The 15,788-nt window shown below is 71.6% G+C and carries 18 protein-coding genes; 12 read left to right on the top strand and 6 right to left on the bottom strand.

The window, feature by feature from the left end; all coding sequences use genetic code 11:
* Nucleotides 1–60 precede the first annotated feature (60 nt).
* The 3 genes from PHA84_RS05750 to PHA84_RS05760 are packed head-to-tail and all read right to left on the bottom strand — an operon-like array spanning nucleotide 61 to nucleotide 3,016.
* Complete coding sequence (locus PHA84_RS05750) at nucleotides 61–1,245, bottom strand: ArsA family ATPase (RefSeq protein ID WP_270887146.1); 1,185 nt, start codon at nucleotides 1,243–1,245, stop codon at nucleotides 61–63.
* On the bottom strand, nucleotides 1,246–2,244 hold the full coding sequence (locus PHA84_RS05755) for an ArsA-related P-loop ATPase (RefSeq protein ID WP_270887147.1): 999 nt from the start codon (nucleotides 2,242–2,244) through the stop codon (nucleotides 1,246–1,248). It lies immediately after the preceding gene.
* Between the two features lie 10 nt (nucleotides 2,245–2,254).
* The gene (locus tag PHA84_RS05760) at nucleotides 2,255–3,016 is read right to left on the bottom strand and encodes an alpha/beta hydrolase family protein (protein WP_270887148.1); all 762 of its coding nucleotides are present in this window, start codon (nucleotides 3,014–3,016) and stop codon (nucleotides 2,255–2,257) included.
* Between the two features lie 134 nt (nucleotides 3,017–3,150).
* On the opposite strand from PHA84_RS05760, the gene PHA84_RS05765 reads away from it, so the two are divergent.
* The 4 genes from PHA84_RS05765 to PHA84_RS05780 are packed head-to-tail and all read left to right on the top strand — an operon-like array spanning nucleotide 3,151 to nucleotide 5,538.
* Nucleotides 3,151–3,306: a DUF4177 domain-containing protein gene (locus tag PHA84_RS05765; RefSeq protein ID WP_270887149.1), complete on the top strand. Its 156-nt coding sequence runs from the start codon at nucleotides 3,151–3,153 to the stop codon at nucleotides 3,304–3,306.
* Nucleotides 3,307–3,308: 2 nt separating this feature from the next.
* Nucleotides 3,309–3,785, top strand: coding sequence for a RidA family protein (locus PHA84_RS05770; protein ID WP_270887150.1), 477 nt, complete (start codon nucleotides 3,309–3,311; stop codon nucleotides 3,783–3,785).
* The gene (locus PHA84_RS05775) at nucleotides 3,782–4,711 is read left to right on the top strand and encodes an NUDIX hydrolase (protein ID WP_270887151.1); all 930 of its coding nucleotides are present in this window, start codon (nucleotides 3,782–3,784) and stop codon (nucleotides 4,709–4,711) included. Before PHA84_RS05770 ends, PHA84_RS05775 begins: the two co-directional genes overlap by 4 nt.
* Nucleotides 4,708–5,538, top strand: coding sequence for an MBL fold metallo-hydrolase (locus tag PHA84_RS05780; protein WP_270887152.1), 831 nt, complete (start codon nucleotides 4,708–4,710; stop codon nucleotides 5,536–5,538). Before PHA84_RS05775 ends, PHA84_RS05780 begins: the two co-directional genes overlap by 4 nt.
* A 147-nt stretch (nucleotides 5,539–5,685) precedes the next feature.
* On the opposite strand, the gene PHA84_RS05785 is transcribed toward PHA84_RS05780, so the two are convergent.
* Nucleotides 5,686–6,363: a Crp/Fnr family transcriptional regulator gene (locus PHA84_RS05785; RefSeq protein WP_270887153.1), complete on the bottom strand. Its 678-nt coding sequence runs from the start codon at nucleotides 6,361–6,363 to the stop codon at nucleotides 5,686–5,688.
* A gap of 49 nt (nucleotides 6,364–6,412) precedes the next feature.
* Between PHA84_RS05785 and nth the strand changes: the two genes are divergently transcribed.
* Genes nth through PHA84_RS05800 form a run of 3 tightly spaced genes read left to right on the top strand, consistent with a single transcriptional unit; the run spans nucleotide 6,413 to nucleotide 9,095 of the window.
* A complete protein-coding gene (nth, locus tag PHA84_RS05790; RefSeq protein WP_270887154.1) occupies nucleotides 6,413–7,195 on the top strand; it encodes an endonuclease III in 783 nt (260 codons plus the stop codon).
* Nucleotides 7,192–7,884: an NUDIX hydrolase gene (locus tag PHA84_RS05795; protein ID WP_270887155.1), complete on the top strand. Its 693-nt coding sequence runs from the start codon at nucleotides 7,192–7,194 to the stop codon at nucleotides 7,882–7,884. The genes nth and PHA84_RS05795 overlap by 4 nt, the downstream gene beginning before the upstream one ends.
* Nucleotides 7,884–9,095 (top strand): MarP family serine protease, encoded by a 1,212-nt coding sequence (locus tag PHA84_RS05800; RefSeq protein ID WP_270887156.1) that lies wholly within the window; start codon nucleotides 7,884–7,886, stop codon nucleotides 9,093–9,095. The genes PHA84_RS05795 and PHA84_RS05800 overlap by 1 nt, the downstream gene beginning before the upstream one ends.
* 99 nt (nucleotides 9,096–9,194) lie before the next feature.
* Here PHA84_RS05800 and PHA84_RS05805 read toward each other — a convergent pair whose 3' ends face one another.
* Nucleotides 9,195–10,115, bottom strand: coding sequence for an alpha/beta fold hydrolase (locus PHA84_RS05805; protein WP_270887157.1), 921 nt, complete (start codon nucleotides 10,113–10,115; stop codon nucleotides 9,195–9,197).
* Nucleotides 10,116–10,178: 63 nt separating this feature from the next.
* Entirely contained in the window at nucleotides 10,179–10,586 is a 408-nt protein-coding gene (locus PHA84_RS05810) for a phage holin family protein (protein WP_270887158.1), read from the bottom strand.
* Nucleotides 10,587–11,161: 575 nt separating this feature from the next.
* On the opposite strand from PHA84_RS05810, the gene PHA84_RS05815 reads away from it, so the two are divergent.
* The 5 genes from PHA84_RS05815 to pucL all read left to right on the top strand — a co-directional run bounded on the left by PHA84_RS05815 (nucleotide 11,162) and on the right by pucL (nucleotide 15,779).
* Complete coding sequence (locus PHA84_RS05815) at nucleotides 11,162–12,583, top strand: NAD-dependent malic enzyme (RefSeq protein WP_270887159.1); 1,422 nt, start codon at nucleotides 11,162–11,164, stop codon at nucleotides 12,581–12,583.
* Complete coding sequence (locus tag PHA84_RS05820; RefSeq protein WP_270887160.1) at nucleotides 12,580–13,836, top strand: DUF6986 family protein; 1,257 nt, start codon at nucleotides 12,580–12,582, stop codon at nucleotides 13,834–13,836. Before PHA84_RS05815 ends, PHA84_RS05820 begins: the two co-directional genes overlap by 4 nt.
* A gap of 33 nt (nucleotides 13,837–13,869) precedes the next feature.
* Nucleotides 13,870–14,217, top strand: a complete 348-nt coding sequence (locus PHA84_RS05825) for a thiamine-binding protein (RefSeq protein ID WP_270887161.1) — start codon at nucleotides 13,870–13,872, stop codon at nucleotides 14,215–14,217.
* On the top strand, nucleotides 14,210–14,620 hold the full coding sequence (locus PHA84_RS05830; protein WP_270887162.1) for a helix-turn-helix domain-containing protein: 411 nt from the start codon (nucleotides 14,210–14,212) through the stop codon (nucleotides 14,618–14,620). The genes PHA84_RS05825 and PHA84_RS05830 overlap by 8 nt, the downstream gene beginning before the upstream one ends.
* 250 nt (nucleotides 14,621–14,870) lie before the next feature.
* Nucleotides 14,871–15,779 (top strand): factor-independent urate hydroxylase, encoded by a 909-nt coding sequence (gene pucL, locus PHA84_RS05835; protein WP_270887163.1) that lies wholly within the window; start codon nucleotides 14,871–14,873, stop codon nucleotides 15,777–15,779.
* Nucleotides 15,780–15,788 lie beyond the last annotated feature (9 nt).

The following is a 15,788-nucleotide window of genomic DNA, read 5'->3' on the forward strand; positions in this document are numbered from 1 at the left end:
CGCAGCACCTCGTCCGACCACACATCCCCGACGACATCAGGTTCGACGAGCCGGCGTCCCTCACCTCCTGAGGGCAGCCGGCTCTCGCGTCGTCAGGGCTGACGCGACCTCCCTGAGACCGGCAAGATCGTGAATGTCCTGGGCGGAGGCCGGCACCTCCACCATCGGTATGCCGGGGTGGCCCGCCGCGAAGCCCGCCGTCAGCCGCTGCTGACGCACTGCGGTCTCGGCCAGGGTCGCGTGCAGACGCAGTAGCGCCTGCGTGGTCGCGCCCGACGCGGAGCCGTCGCGGTCGGCGAGCTCGTCCGCCGCCGCGACGGCTCGCGCCGCGCTGAGCGAAGGAGCGGCCACCCGCTGGATCCGGTTCACCACGAGGCCTGCCAGCGGCATCTCCTCCTCGTCGAGCCGGCCCGCGAAGTACGACGCCTCCCGAAGGGCGTCCCGCTCTGGCGCAGCCACCACGACGAAGGCGGTCTCGGAGTCCTTCAGCAGCGCGTACGTCTGGTCCGCGCGCTCCCGGAACCCCCCGAACATCGTGTCGAGGGCGGCGACGAACGTCTGGACGTCCTGCAGCAGCTGGCCCCCCAGGACCTTGGACAGCGTGCTGGTGACGACGCCCACGCCCACGTTGAGCACCTTGAGGCCGGCGCGGCCCCCTGCCTTGGCCGGCGCGGCGAGCAGCCGGATGAAGCGACCGTCGAGGAAGGACCCCAGCCGCTTCGGCGCGTCGAGGAAGTCCAGCGCCGACCGCGACGGGGGCGTGTCGACGACGATGAGGTCCCAGCGCCCGTCGCGGGCGGCCTCGGTCCGCAGCTGGCCCAGCTTCTCCATGGCCATGTACTCCTGCGTCCCGGCGAAGGAGCTGGACACTGCCTGGTAGAACGGGTTGGCCAGGATCTGGGCCGCCTTGTCCGGGGCCGCATGCTGCTCCACCACCTCGTCGAAGGTGCGCTTCATGTCGAGCATCATGGCGTCCAGCGAGCCGCCGGCCGTGGTGTCGATGCCCGCCACGGGCCGAGGGATGTTGTCGAGCTCCGTCAGTCCGAGCGACTGCGCCAGCCGGCGGGCGGGGTCGATGGTCAGCACCACTGCCCTGCGGCCGTGCTCGGCCGCCCACACGCCGAGTGCAGCAGCGGTCGTCGTCTTGCCCACCCCTCCCGCGCCGCAGCAGACGATGATGCGGGTCTGGGGATCCTCGAGCAGGCGGGCGAGGTCGAGGACCTGTGAGTCGGACGGGGGCGCCACTCAGACCAGCCCCTGCCCGGCCGCCGCGTCGGCGAGCAGGGAGATCCCGCCGCCCTCGGTACCCTCCGGCAACCAGGGCAGCCGCACGGTGAGCCGTCCCTGGGTGGCCAGGATGGCCTCCTGCTCTCGCTCGAGCTCGACGCGGTCCGCGTGCTGTGCGCCGTCGGCGATGAGCCCCGCCGCCACCTCCTCGGACCCCCGCACTCCCACGGCCGCGAGGTCGGCGGCAACCCGTTCGGCCAGCCTGGCGGTGCGGGCCGCCGTGACCGACCGCATCGCCTTGTCGGACAGCAGCGGCTCGCGGACCTGGTTCACGACGATGGCCCCCACGGGGAGTCCGGCGCGCCGCAGCTCACCGAGGGCGTCGACGGTCTCCTGCACCGGCATCTCCTCCAGCAGGGTCACCACGTGGACGGCGGTGGTGTGGCTGCGCAGCATCCGCGTGATGGAGTCCGCCTGGCTGCGGATCGGGCCCACCTTGGCCACGTCCGCGACCTCTGCGTTGACGTTGAGGAACCGGACGACCCGCCCCGTCGGTGGAGCGTCGAGGACCACCGCGTCGTACACGGCCTGGCCGTTCTTCGCCCGGCGCCCGACGGCCTCGTAGATCTTGCCGATGAGCAGCACGTCTCGCACGCCGGGGGCGATGGTGGTGGCGAAGTCCACCGCGCCGAACCTCTCGAGGATCGCCCGCGTCCGACCGGCCTTGTAGAACTTCTGGAGGTAGTCGAAGAGGGAGTCCTTGGCGTCGACGGACATGGCCCAGAGCTCGCCCCCCGCGCGGTGGTGCAGGATCCGCGTCTCGGTATGCCCCAGCGGAGCCACGTCGAAGGTCTGGGAGATTCCCTGTCGGCCCTCCACCTCGGCGAGCAGGACCCGGCGGCCCTGTCTGGCCAGAGCCGTGGCCGCCGCCGCGGCGGCTGTCGTCTTACCCGTGCCGCCCTTGCCCGTGACCACGTGCAGTCGGACCTTGGACAGGTCGGGGTGCGACTCCGGCATGGTCCCCAGCCTAGGAGGCGAGGAGGTCGACAGCCGCGAGCACCTGCGCGAAGGCCGGGTGCTCGGGGTCGATCAGCCCGTAGTGCCCACCACTGTCCACGGGTAGGAGGCGCACCGCGGGACCGTGGTGAGCTGCCGCGTACCGCTCGCTCAGCTCGAACGGCACCACGTCGTCGTCCGGCGCGTGCAGCGCCAGGACGGGGACGTTCGGGGCGACCGCCGCGGGGTCGGCCGCGGCATAGGCATCAGGCACCTCGGCCGGGCCCCCGCCCAGGAAGCCGGCAACCGCGTCATCACCCACCTGCAGGCGATGACCGTGCGCGAGGTCGAGGACCCCGGCCAGGCTCACGACGCCCCGCAGCCCGTGTGCCCAGGGCTGGGCCGCCGCCCAGGCGACGAGCTGGCCGCCGGCGGAGTGGCCGACCAGCACCGCAGGACGGGCCAGGTCGGGGTCACGCCTGACGGTGGCGACGGCAGCTTCGACGTCCTGCGCCGTTCCCGGCCAGCCTCCGCCGGACATGCCGCGACGGCGGTACTCCACCGACGCGGTGACGTAGCCCGCGTCCGCGAACGCCTGCGCCTGGCGGCTCGCGTGGCCACGGTCGTAGCCGGCCCGCCAGAAGCCGCCGTGGACGACGACGACCGCCACCTGCCTGGTCGGGCGCGCAGGCAGGCGGACGTCGTACACCTGCGCGGGGTCCTGGCCGTATGCCGTGGTGCGGGTGGGCGGCTCGGCCCGCTCGTCGAGGACGTCGATGGGGTCGCGGGCCATGGGCGCCATCCTTGCCGGTCGGGCGGCGCCGCGCTCGCCGTGCCGACGTCGCCGACCCTTCCTCGTCTGGTCCGCGGGAGGTCCGCATGCGGCCCGATACGGGAAGCGACCGCCGCGGGGCTAGGCTGCCGGGCATGCAGAAATGGGAGTACGCGACGGTGCCGCTCATCGTCCACGCCACCAAGCAGATCCTGGACCAGTGGGGCGAGGACGGCTGGGAGCTGGTGCAGGTCCTCACCGGGCCGGACGGCGGCGGACTGGTCGCCTACCTGAAGCGGGAGAGAGCCTGACCATGAGCGCCGTCGAAGACCGTCTCGCCGAGCTGGGGCTGAGCGTCCCCGAGGTCACCAAGCCCGTGGCCGCCTACGTGCCCGCCGTCCAGGACGGCCGCCGGATCTACACGTCGGGGCAGCTGCCCATGGTGTCGGGTGAGCTGGTGCAGACCGGCAAGGTGGGGGACGGCCACGGGCTGGTCCCCGCCGAGGACGCCAAGAAGCTCGCCGAGGTGTGCGCGCTCAACGCCATCGCTGCCGTCAAGTCCATCGTCGGTGACCTGGACCAGGTCGCGCAGGTCGTCAAGGTCGTCGGCTTCGTGGCGTCCGACCCGTCCTTCACCGGACAGCCCGGCGTCATCAACGGTGCCAGCGAGCTGCTGGGGAAGGTCTTCGGCGACGCGGGCATCCACGCGCGGTCCGCCGTCGGTGTCGCCGTGCTTCCTCTCGACGCACCGGTCGAGGTGGAGATCGTCGTCGCGCTCACGGAAGAGTGAGCCGGGCCGGGGGCGTGGTGAGCCGCGACTTCCCCCTCGCGGACTCGCCGTCGCTGCGGTCGCGCGCGGAGGCGTGGCTGGGTCGTCTCTCGGGTGAGGCCGGTGCGGCCACCGAGCAGGCGGCCGGTCAGGCGGCCGGTCAGGCGGCCGGTCAGGCGGCAGACCGGCGCCTTCCCGTGAGCCCGAAAGCGGCGGCCACAGTCATGTTCGTGCGTGACGGCGAGGCGGGGGTCGAGGTTTTCATGCTGCGCCGGGTGGCCTCCATGGCCTTTGCCCCCCGGATGATGGTGTTTCCCGGCGGAGGGGTCGACCCCCGGGACGCGGACCCGGCCGTGCCCTGGGCCGGACCGAGCCCGGCACACTGGGCGGCCGTGCTCGGCTCGCCGGAGCCAAGAGCCCGCGAGCTCGTCTCCGCCGCGGTCCGCGAGGTCTTCGAGGAGTGCGGCGTCCTGCTGGCCGGGCCGGACGACCACACTGTGATCGACGACGTGACAGGGCACCACTGGCATGAACAGCGCCGGCGGCTGCTGGCCCGTGAGGTGTCCCTGTGCCAGGTGCTCAAGGAGCACGACCTCGTGCTTCGTTCGGACCTGCTGGGCTACCGCGCCCACTGGGTGACCCCGGAGTTCGAGGCCAGGCGCTACGACACCCGTTTCTTCAGCGCCGCCGTGCCCGTCGGGCAGCAGGCCGACGACCGCACCACGGAGGCCGACCTCGCCGACTGGGTCAGGCCCGCCGAGCTGCTGGACGCCTGGCGCGCCGGCAGCGCCCTGATGCTGCCCCCGACCGTCGTGGCGGTGGAGGAGGTCGCCGCCGCCTCGAGCGCCGCGTCCTTCATCGCGGAGCAGCCGGTCGTCCGCAGGGTGCAGCCGGAGCTGGTCCAGACGGCAGAGGGCCTCTTCATGCGCGCGGAGCTGCCCCGATGACCAGCAGCGGCACTGAGCCGTCGCAGCCGCCGGAACCCTCCGCGGGCCTCGGCGAGTGGCACGGGGGACAGGTGACGCCCCGCGCACGGTGCGTCCTGTGCCCCAACCCGGGCCCGATGACGCTCGACGGGACCAACTCCTGGGTCCTGCTGGAGCCGGAGGCCGCAGAGGCCATCGTCATCGACCCGGGGCCGCTCGACGAGTCGCATCTGCAGGCCCTCCTGGGCAGCGTGACGCAGCGGGGCGCACGGGTCGCCCAGACGATCCTGACGCACGGCCACGCCGACCACGCCGAAGGGGCCGAGCGCTTCGCCGAGCTGACCGGGGCTCCGACCCGAGCGGTCGGGCGCGGACACGACGACCTGACGGATGGCGACGTCGTCACCGCCGCGGGTCTGGAGCTTCGCGTCGTCGGCACCCCCGGCCATACGAAGGACTCCCTCTCCTTCGCGCTCCCGGCCGACCACGCGCTCCTCACCGGGGACATGGTGCTCGGCCGCGGCACCACGGTCGTGGCCCACCCGGACGGCGAGCTCGCCGCATACCTGGAGTCCCTGGAACGGCTGGCCGACCTCACCGGGGATGGTGACGTGACGGCGATCCTGCCTGGGCACGGGCCGGTGGTGCCGGACGCCAGGGCCATGGTCGAGTTCTACCGGGTGCATCGCCGGGAGCGGCTGGAGCAGGTCCGTCAGGCGGTGGCGGACGGCGCGGAGTCGGTGCAGCAGGTGGTGGAGAGGGTGTATGCCGCGGTGCCGAGAGACGTCTGGCCCGCCGCCGCCCAGAGCGTGGCAGCACAGCTGGAGTACCTGCGGACGCACCCCTGAGCCGAAGCCGGCTTCCCCGACCGGACTCACGATTTTGTGAGTGTCGAGCTGCTGCAGCCCCCGACATTCACAAAAACGTGAGTTCAGTCGGAAGACGTGAGTCCAGTCGGGGGACGTGAGTCCAGTCGGACCAGGTATGGGGGTCGTTCAGCGGGCGCGACGCTTGAGGCGGTCGACGTCGAGCAGTAGGACCGCACGGGCTTCCAGCCGGAGCCAGCCGCGGGTCGCGAAGTCGGCGAGCGCCTTGTTGACGGTCTCGCGCGAGGCGCCCACGAGCTGGGCGAGCTCCTCCTGGGTGAGGTCGTGCGCGACCATGACGCCGTCCTCCACCGGACGCCCGAAACGGGCCGAGAGGTCCAGGAGGGCCTTGGCCACCCGGCCCGGCACGTCGGTGAACACCAGGTCGGCGAGGTTCTCGTTGGTGCGGCGCAGGCGTTGCGCCAGCGCGGCGAGAAGGACCTTCGCGACGCCGGGACGACCGTTCAGCAACCCGTTGAGGTCCTCGTTGCCGACTCCGAGCAGCTGCGTCTCCGCCACCGCCGTCGCCGTCATGGTGCGCGGGCCGGGGTCGAACAGGCTGAGCTCCCCGAACATCTCGCCGGGACCGAGGATGGCGACGAGGTTCTCCCGGCCGTCGTTGCTGCGCCGACCCAGCTTGATCTTGCCTTCGCGGATGACGTAGAGCCGGTCACCTTGGTCGCCCTCGTGGAACAGCACGTCACCGCGCTCGAGCCGCGTCTGCGTCATGGACTGCATGAGGGTGGCCGACGCCTCGTCGTCGAGGGCGGCGAACAGCGGGGCTCTTCTCACCACGTCGGGATCCACGGCGACAGTGTGCCACGTCGCCGTCAGGCCCGGCCCGTAGGCTGGTGGGATGTCCGCCACTGTCCGCGAGGAGTCCCCGGTCGCCCTGACGAGGCGGGCTCGACGGATGTACCGCGTCCTGCACGAGCACTACCCGTACGCCCACTGCGAGCTGGACTTCGAGAGCCCCCTGCAGCTTCTCGTGGCCACCGTGCTCTCGGCCCAGACCACCGACGTGATGGTCAACAAGGTGACTCCGGAGTTGTTCGCCCGCTACCCCGACGCTGCCGCGCTCGCGGCCGCGGACCGCGAGGAGCTCGAGGCCCTGCTCAAACCGACGGGCTTCTTCCGGGCCAAGACGAACGCGGTGATCAGCCTCGGCGCTGCGCTGGTGGAACGGTTCGACGGGGAGGTGCCCGGGCGCATGAAGGACCTCGTGACGTTGCCAGGGGTGGGTCGCAAGACGGCGAACGTCGTGCTCGGCAACGCCTTCGGCGTACCGGGTATCACCGTGGACACCCACTTCGGCCGCCTGGTGCGCCGGTTCGGGTGGACGGCTGAGGAGGACCCGGTCAAGGTCGAGGAGGTGGTGCGCCGCCTGATCCCCAGGAAGGACTGGACCATGCTGTCGCACGTCCTCATCTTCCACGGCCGTCGTACCTGTCACGCCAAGCGGCCGGCCTGCGGCGCCTGCCCCGTCGCTCGGTGGTGTCCGTCATATGGCGTGGGCGAGACGGATCCGGACAAAGCGGTCACACTTCTCAAGTACGAGCTGGCACCGGGCGCCGCGAACCCGTACGCCGCACCCGCCGGCATCACCGCCACCCCGACCTCCGGAGCCACTGCATCGTGACCGACTCCCGTCCCGCGTGGCTCGATCGCGCACGGGAGGAGATCCTCAGGGCAGAGGAGGGCTTCTTCGCCCAGTTCGCCCCGCCTGCGGGCGGCGGCCGGCGGTCGAGCGTGCTGATCCTGTTCGGTCCGGCCCCTGGTGGTGGCGAGGACGTCGTGCTGACCGAGCGCGCCCACAGCCTGCGCACGCAACCCGGTGACATCTCGTTCCCTGGAGGAAAGCGGGAGCCGGACGACCCGTCGGACGCCGCCGCGGCCCTGCGCGAGGCCCAGGAGGAGGTCGGCATCGACCCGGCCTCGGTGGAGGTTGTGGCCGAGCTGCCCGAGGTCCATCTGCGTCCGCGCCAGTTCCGAGTCACCCCGGTCCTCGCCTGGTGGCGCGAGCACGGCCACGTCGACTCCATCGACCCGGCGGAGGTCCACCGAGCGCTGCGAGTGCCCGTGTCGCGGCTGCTCGACCCCGCAGCGCGTTTCACGGTCACCCACCCCAGCGGGTATGTCGGCCCGGGCTTCGAGCTCGACGGATGGTTCATCTGGGGCTTCACCGCCGGGCTGCTGTCTGCCGTGCTCGACTCCGGCGGCCTCACCATCCCGTGGGACCGGAGCCGGGAGCGCCCGCTGCCCGCGCGGTACCGGCCGGGCGGTCCGCGAGACGCCTTCACCCAGACCGCCACGGAGGCGCAGCCCTGATGGTGCTTGGACTGACCTTCCTCGACTACCTGCTCATCCTGCTCTTTGTCAGCTACGCGGTGACCGGCTACCGCCAGGGCCTCGTGGTGAGCGTCCTGTCGCTGGCCGGGTTCCTGTCCGGCGGCGCGCTCGCGATGTGGCTGCTGCCTCTGGCCATCCAGCGGTGGACCGACCTGGAGGCCTCGCCGCTGCTGCGCACCGTAGTGCTCATCGCGGGGGTCTTCGTCGTGGCCTCCGCCGGTCAGGCGGCTGCCGTGGCGTTCGGTGCTCGGCTGCGCTCGCGGCTGCGGATCAAGCCGGCCCAGGCGTTCGACGCCGCCCTCGGTGCCGTGGCGGTCGTCGCCTCGGCGGCGGTACTGGTGTGGTTCATCGCGGGCGCCCTGCGCGGCGGCGCCCCTGCACCGGTCGCCAAGGCGATCGGCGAGAGCCGCGTGCTGGGCGCCATCGACCGCGTCGTGCCGCCGCAGACGTCGCGACTCTTCGCCGGGTTCCGGGAGGTGCTGGACCGGGAGGGCTTTCCTCGGGTCTTCGAGGGCATCCAGAGCGAGCGGATCGCGCCCGTGGCACCACCCGACGCGGGCGTCGCGCAGAGCGCGGGGGTGCGGGACGCGGCGGCGTCGGTCATCAAGATCACGGGAGTGGCGTCCTCGTGCAACCGTGGCCAGGAGGGCAGCGGCTGGGTCGTGGCGCCGGAGCGCGTCGTGACGAACGCCCACGTCGTGGCGGGGATGGAGCGGGCCACCTTGCGCGTCCACGGCACCGGCCGGTCGTACACCGGACAGGTCGTGCTCTTCGACCCCCGTCGAGACCTGGCCGTCCTCGCCGTTCCAGGGCTTCCCGCCGCTCCGCTGCGGCAGGGCAAGGACCTCAGCCGCGGCGACAGTGGTGTGGTCGCCGGGTTCCCCCTCGACGGTCCGTACCGGCTCGACGCGGCCCGCGTCCGCGAGATCGTGCAGGCCCGCGGTTCCGACATCTACGGTCGCCCGGGCACCAGCCGCCAGGTGTACTCGCTCTACGCGCAGGTGCGACCCGGCAATTCGGGGGGGCCGCTGCTCGCGACCGACGGCCGCGTCGTCGGGGTGATCTTCGCAAAGTCGCTCGACGACCCGAGCACCGGTTACGCGCTGACCATGCAGGAGGCGCGACCCGTCCTCGACGCGGCGACCAGCGCCTCCGCCGGAGTCGACACCGGAGCGTGCGTAGCGGGCTGACGACCGAGCCGGCTACCCAGCTGGCGGCCGAGCTGGCGACCGGGCTCACGACCCACTTGACGGCCCGGCTCACGACCCAGCCGACGATCGGGCATCAGGTCATGCCGGAGCGGGGAGGCGCGCCAGCCAGTCGACCAGGAGGGCGTTGACCTGCTCGGGGGCCTCTTCCGGCAGAAAATGGCCCGCGCCGGCGATGAGCCGCCGCTCGAAACGCCCCCGGCAGTATGCCGCTGAGCCGGCTGCCGTGGCGGGCAGCACCGCGCCGTCGTGCTCGCCGTGCAGCTGCAGGACAGGCACGTCGACCGGGGTGCGCAGGCGCGCGGCGAACCGCCAGCCGTCGGGACGGAGCTGGCTGCGGACGACCCAGCGGTGGTACTCGGCGGAGGAGTGCGCCACGAAGGGCAGGGCCATGGCGTCGGAGTAGATGCGGGCCTCCTGAGGTGACGGCCAGACGCCTTCCGACGAGGCCCACTCCCGCAGCAGCCGCTGGACGTACCCGCCGTCGAGGCGCATCTGGCGCTCGGGCACGAAGGGTCGCTGTAGTCCCCCCAGATAGGCGTTCGCCCGTACCTGCCCCAGGCGCGTGAACGACGCCCGCCGGAACGCCAGTGGATGGGGCATGGACAGGGACGCGACAGCGCGGGTGACGGCGGGCTGCAGGGTGGGCATGCTCCAGGCGATCCAGCCGCCCCATCCGTGGCCGACAACCACGGCGCTGGAGGCGCCGAGCGACCGGAGGACGCTCGCCACGTCGGCCGCCGACGTGTACGTGTCGTAACCGCGCGGTGGCTTGTCGGACGCGCCATACCCACGCAGGTCCATGGCCGCGGCGCGGTACCCGGCGTCGGCGAGCGCGCTCATCTGGTGACGCCAGGCCCACCAGAACTGGGGAAACCCGTGCAGCAGGAGGACGACGGGTCCTTCGCCCTGCTCGGCCACATGGAAGCGGGCACCGTTGGCAGCCACGAAGCGGTGCTGCCAGGGTCCCTCCAGCAGGACCATCGAGGCATCAAGGCTCATGAGTGGGGAAGTGCAGCTGCGGCGAAGGGCCGGTGAGGGCGTCGCGGACGCTCGCGCTCCGGCTCAGGAGCCGGACTTCAGCGTGGAGATGGTCTCCTGCGCGTTCTTGATCGTGCGCTCGGGCTTCCCCTTCATCTTCTGCATGCTCCTGCGGCCCACGAGGGCCAGGACCGCCGCGACGAGGAACAGCAGTGCTGTGGTGATCAAGTAGCCGGCCCACAGCGGGAGCCAGATCGCGATCACCTGGGCGATGGTGTGGAACAGGAAGATCAGCCCCAGCAGGCCCACGAAGCCGGCGGCGGCGAACATGGCGGCGCCCTTGCCGGCGGTCTTCGCCTCGGTGGTGATCTCCGCCTTGGCGAGGGCGATCTCGTTGCGCACGATCGTCGACACATCGTTGGTCGCGTCAGCTACCAGCTGTCCGAGGGTCCGCTCCGTGGACGGGTCTCTGGGCTGCCTGGTCGTGGACATGGCGTGTCACCTCCGTAGCGCGGGCCTTCCCGCCCCTCGACCCTATCGAGTCGACACAGTGCATCGCCCCTCGACCGCCCGTACGTCGCTGTTCTCCAGGCCGTCCAGTCCCTCCAGCTCCTCCACATGGGTCGTCCGCGTAGCCGCGCTCGCCGATGGGCAGCGACACGGTGAACCCGAATGCCGGCTGCCTGCAACGGTGACGTGGACTCCCGAGGCAGGGACCAGACCCACCCACGCCGCGAGGGCGAGCGCGGTACGAGGAGCCAGCCGCGGACGATGCGACGCTGCACGAGGCGCGCGAAGAGGGTGAGCGGCACGAGCGCCAGCGCCAGGGCGCGGGCGAACAGCCGGGGACGCCGAGGGTGCAAGCTCGTGGCGGCTCGTCGGTCGCGGCGGTCACGCGTCTGACGCTGCCGCAGGCCCGACGGACGTGCAGGCCTGGCCAGGCGGCCTTCGGCGCGACAGAGTGGCCTCGACGCGGCGTGGTCCGCTCGTCCACCCCCTGGAACCGGTTGACGGGTTCCGCTCAACAGAATCTAATATCCGGCATACGGAAGTCTAGGAGGCCCATGATGTCCGCTCCCAGCCCGGGATACTCGATCACCGTTCGTGCCGAGGCGCCTGCGGCGGTGGACACGACCGGAGCACTGGCCGCCGCCGTCGCCAGTGCCGGCGGGGCCCTGACGGCCCTGGACGTCGTGGAGTCGCGCGCGCAGAGCCTGGTGGTGGACGTCACCTGCAACGCGTCGGACGCCGACCATGCCGACGAGATCACCGCCAAGATCGCGGCGATCCCGGGCGTGCGGGTGCGCAAGGTGAGCGATCGGACCTTCCTGCTGCACCTCGGCGGGAAGCTGGAGGTGGTGCCGAAGGTTCCCCTGCGGCACCGCGACGACCTGTCCCGCGCGTACACGCCGGGCGTGGCGCGCGTCTGCCTCGCCATCGCGCAGAACCCCGACGACGCGCGTCGGCTGACCATCAAGCGCAACACCGTGGCCGTCGTGACTGACGGGTCCGCCGTACTGGGTCTGGGCAACATCGGTCCGGCCGCCGCGCTTCCGGTCATGGAGGGCAAGGCCGCCCTCTTCAAGCAGTTCGCCGGGGTCGACGCCTGGCCGGTCTGTCTCGACACCCAGGACACCGAGGAGATCATCTCCATCGTCAAGGCCCTCGCCCCCGTCTACGGCGGTGTCAACCTCGAGGACATCTCCGCGCCCCGCTGCTTCGAGATCGAGTCCCGCCTGCGGGCGGAGCTCGACATCCCCGTCTTCCATGACGACCAGCACGGGACGGCGATCGTCGTCATGGCCGCTCTCACCAACGCCCTACGGGTGGTAGGGAAGAGGTTCGAGGACGTCCGCATCGTCGTGTCCGGCGTCGGCGCGGCCGGTCATGCCATCATCCGGCTGCTCGACGCCCAGGGCGCGACGGACATCATCGGGTGCGACCGCTTCGGCGCCCTCGACCCGGACGCGGAGCATCGGGACGAGTTCCGCGGATGGATCGCCAGCCACACCAACCCTTCCCGTACTACCGGGACGCTCCAGGAGGTCCTCGGCGGTGCCGACGTGTTCGTCGGTGTGTCGGCTCCGGACCTCCTGACGGCCGAGGACATCGCCACCATGGCCGACGACGCCATCGTGTTCGCCCTGGCGAACCCCGACCCGGAGGTGGACCCGGTGGCGGCCAGCAGACACGCCGCGGTCGTGGCGACGGGGCGCTCGGACTACGCCAACCAGATCAACAACGTGCTCGCCTTCCCCGGGTTCTTCCGTGGCCTGCTGGACGCCGCGGTCAGTGACATCACGGACGAGATGATGATCGCCGCCGCCACGGCGATAGCGGACTGCGTCCACCCCGACGAGCTCAACGCCAGCTACATCGTGCCGAGCGTGTTCGACCCGGACGTGGCGCCGGCGGTGGCGGCCGCAGTCCGGGCAGCCGCCGGGGTCCCGGCGCACCACGGTGCCGGCGCCGTGGCGGGCCCCGCATGACTCTCGACCTGGGCGCGCTCACGACGGAGCTCGACGCCCGGCTGGCGGAGGCGGATGCGGACCTGTCCCACGGCTTCCCCGGGGAGGGCGCGGGCCGGCAGCCCGTGCATACCGTCTATGTGCCTGCGGACCGGTATGACGCTCAGCTGGTCCCACGCTGGGGGGACGAGGCTCTCGGCGCAGTCTCTGTGCTCGGCGGGAAGGACGTCGACCTCGCGGACGCCTTCGGGCTGCCGGTCGATCTCGTGGCGCAGGTCCACGACCGGATGCGCACCAAGCTTGCCGCCGAGCCCGTGGAGGACCTGCGGGTCGACTTCGAGGACGGGTATGGCACGAGGGACGACGCCGAGGAGGACGCCGCGGTCGACTCCGCGGCGGCCGCGCTCCTCGAGTCCGTCGACCACGGAAGCGGCACCCCGTTCAGCGGGATCAGGTTCAAGAGCTTCGAGGCGCCGACCCGCGCCCGGGGGATCCGCACCCTGGCACGCTTCGTCGAGGCAGTCACGCGGGACGGCCGGTTGCCGGCCGGCTTCGTCGTCACGCTGCCCAAGGTGACCTCCGTCGAGCAGGTAGAGGCCATGGGCGTCGCCTGCGACCGACTAGAGGAGGGGCTGGGACTCTCGCCGGGGGCGGTGAGGTTCGAGATCCAGGTGGAGACGCCTCAAGCCATCTGCGGACCCGACGGGACCGCCCTGGTCGCCCGGATGGTGCACGCGTCCCAGGGGCGGTGCACCGCCCTGCACTACGGGACGTACGACTACTCGGCGTCCTGCGGGATCGCCGCCGCCTACCAGTCCATGGAGCACCCGGCTGCCGACCATGCCAAGGCCGTCATGCAGGTGGCGGCGGCGGGCACGGGCGTCAGGCTCTCCGACGGCTCCACCAACATCCTCCCGGTCGGCTCGCGGGAGCAGGTCCAGGACGCCTGGCGCCTGCACGCGCGACTCGTCCGCCGGTCCCTGGAGCGGGGGTACTACCAGGGCTGGGACCTCCACCCCGCGCAGCTGCCGAGCCGGTACCTCGCCACGTACGCCTTCTACCGTGAAGGCCTGCCGTCCGCTGCCGAGCGGCTCAAGAACTACGTGACGCAGGTGGACTCCGGCGTGATGGACGAGCCCGCCACCGCGCGCGCCCTGTCCGACTTCGTGGTCCGCGGGCTCGAGTGCGGGGCCACGGACGAGGCCGAGGTGGAAGCCCTCACCGGGCTCGACCGGTCTGCTGTCGACCGTCTCGCGCGTCGTCCTGTGCACTAGCCTGCTGGCAGCCAAGGGCACGGAGGTGAGGCGGTGACGGGCGTTCGCGCGGAGTTCACGACGGAGCCGTTCCACGGCGAGGACGGGCAGCTGCCGGGACACGTAACCGCAGCCGCGGAAGCCCTGCGCGCGGCCGGGCTGGCGCCCGAGCTCGGGCCCCTCGGAACGTCCGTGACAGGGGACTCGGCTGACGTCGTGCCCGCCCTCGCGAACGCGTTGCGGGCAGCCTTGGACAACGGGGCGAGCCGAGTGACGCTCCAGCTCGAGCAGTCGGACCAGCTCGAGCAGTCTGACGGGGTGGACCAGTCTGACCGGGTGGAGCAGTCGGACAGGATGCGGCATTCCGCTGGCGCCGGGCAGTCCGCCGACTCGGATGGCTGAGCCGCCGAGCGAGGCCGACAGCGTCGAGCTGGCCCTCGCGCCGCTGCTGGCCCGGATCGGCGCCCTGGTCGTGCGGACGGACGCTGGCGCCGACGACATACCGGTTGAATGGCGGGGACGGACGCTGTTCCACGTGCGCCTGGCCACAGCTGCGGCACCGGTCCAGGAGGGCGCGGAAGGGACCGACCTGTCAGATGGTCTGGCTCGGCTCATCGCGGAGATCGAAGGCGAGCTCGGAGGTAGCCTCTCGACCCTCTCCCGAGCGGAGAAGCAGCACGCCGTCCGGCTCCTGGAGGAGCGGGGCGCCTTCGAGATGCGGCGGTCCGCGGAGACAGTGGGCGAGGCGCTGGGCCTGACGCGCTTCACGATCTACAACTACCTGAACCGGATCCGGGACAAGTAGCACGGGCGGTCGCAGATTTCTTCAACAAACCGTTGACGCGGATCGCGGCGCACCCTAGGCTTCCATCATCCGACACAGCAGTTCCACGTTGCGGAAATCCGCTCATCGTACTGGGAACACGGGCTTGCTGTCCCATGGCCGGCATCTCGGCCTGGAGCCGGCCTGCGCCCCTCCTCACCGCCCAGCGCGTGTCATCGCCCTCACTGCCCGCTCGTCGAGCCGGCGGGCCTCCCCCGAAAGAGCAGCCGTCATGAGCTTCGTCCTCGGTCCCAACCAGTACGGCAAGGCGGAGAACCGGGTCGTCCGGATCTACCGCGACACCCCCCGCCACGAGATCCGCGACCTCAACGTCTCAACCGCCCTGCGTGGAGACTTCCGAGCCGCGCACGAGAGCGGTGACCAGGCGAACGTCCTGCCCACCGACACCCAGAAGAACACGGCCTTCGCGTTCGCCAAGCAGCATGGGGTCTCCTCGCCCGAGGGCTACGCCCTGAGCCTGGGCGCGCGGTTCCTCGACGTCGCCCCCGCGGCCTCCGCCAGCCGCATCGAGGTCGAGGAGTATGCCTGGGACCGCATCGAGGTCGGGGGCGCGGGCCATGACCACGCTTTCGTGAAGCGGGGCGGTGAGGTGCGCACCACCGTGGTGACGCAGGACCGCAGCGGCGACGCTCCGCGGGCCTGGGTCGTCTCGGGGGTCAAGGACCTCGTCGTCCTGAAGTCCACCGGTTCGGAGTTCAAGGGCTTCCTGAAGGACGAGTACACGACCTTGCCCGAGGCCGACGACCGGATCCTCGCCACCTCTCTCGTCGCGCGCTGGCGCTACGAGACCGTCGACGGGGTCGACTGGAACAAGTCGTTCGACGACATCCGGCAGATCCTGCTCGAGACCTTCGCCACGACGTACAGCCGCGCCCTCCAGGAGAGCCTCTATGCCATGGGCTCGGCCGTGCTGTCCGCCCATCCCGACGTCGCCGAGATCAGGTTCTCCGCGCCGAACAAGCACCACTTCCTCGTCGACCTCTCGCCCTTCGGGGTCGAGAACGACGGCGAGGTCTTCGTTGCCGCCGACCGCCCGTACGGCCTCATCGAGGCCACCGTCCAGCGTGAGGACGGGTCAGATCCCGGCGACGCCTGGCTGACCGTTCCCGGATTCTGCTGAGCCACAAGG

It is taken from the genome of Pedococcus sp. 5OH_020, from assembly GCF_027812955.1.
GTDB lineage: Bacteria > Actinomycetota > Actinomycetes > Actinomycetales > Dermatophilaceae > Pedococcus.

Excerpts from the sequence above, each read along its gene's own strand:
- PHA84_RS05770 (WP_270887150.1), top strand. The coding sequence starts at position 3,309 with ATGAGCGCCGTCGAAGACCGTCTCGCCGAGCTGGGGCTGAGCGTCCCC.
- PHA84_RS05755 (WP_270887147.1), bottom strand. The coding sequence starts at position 2,244 with ATGCCGGAGTCGCACCCCGACCTGTCCAAGGTCCGACTGCACGTGGTC.
- PHA84_RS05830 (WP_270887162.1), top strand. The coding sequence starts at position 14,210 with ATGGCTGAGCCGCCGAGCGAGGCCGACAGCGTCGAGCTGGCCCTCGCG.
- PHA84_RS05765 (WP_270887149.1), top strand. The coding sequence starts at position 3,151 with ATGCAGAAATGGGAGTACGCGACGGTGCCGCTCATCGTCCACGCCACC.
- PHA84_RS05760 (WP_270887148.1), bottom strand. The coding sequence starts at position 3,016 with ATGGCCCGCGACCCCATCGACGTCCTCGACGAGCGGGCCGAGCCGCCC.
- PHA84_RS05810 (WP_270887158.1), bottom strand. The coding sequence starts at position 10,586 with ATGTCCACGACCAGGCAGCCCAGAGACCCGTCCACGGAGCGGACCCTC.
- PHA84_RS05805 (WP_270887157.1), bottom strand. The coding sequence starts at position 10,115 with ATGAGCCTTGATGCCTCGATGGTCCTGCTGGAGGGACCCTGGCAGCAC.
- PHA84_RS05815 (WP_270887159.1), top strand. The coding sequence starts at position 11,162 with ATGTCCGCTCCCAGCCCGGGATACTCGATCACCGTTCGTGCCGAGGCG.
- pucL (WP_270887163.1), top strand. The coding sequence starts at position 14,871 with ATGAGCTTCGTCCTCGGTCCCAACCAGTACGGCAAGGCGGAGAACCGG.
- nth (WP_270887154.1), top strand. The coding sequence starts at position 6,413 with ATGTCCGCCACTGTCCGCGAGGAGTCCCCGGTCGCCCTGACGAGGCGG.
- PHA84_RS05800 (WP_270887156.1), top strand. The coding sequence starts at position 7,884 with ATGGTGCTTGGACTGACCTTCCTCGACTACCTGCTCATCCTGCTCTTT.
- PHA84_RS05780 (WP_270887152.1), top strand. The coding sequence starts at position 4,708 with ATGACCAGCAGCGGCACTGAGCCGTCGCAGCCGCCGGAACCCTCCGCG.
- PHA84_RS05820 (WP_270887160.1), top strand. The coding sequence starts at position 12,580 with ATGACTCTCGACCTGGGCGCGCTCACGACGGAGCTCGACGCCCGGCTG.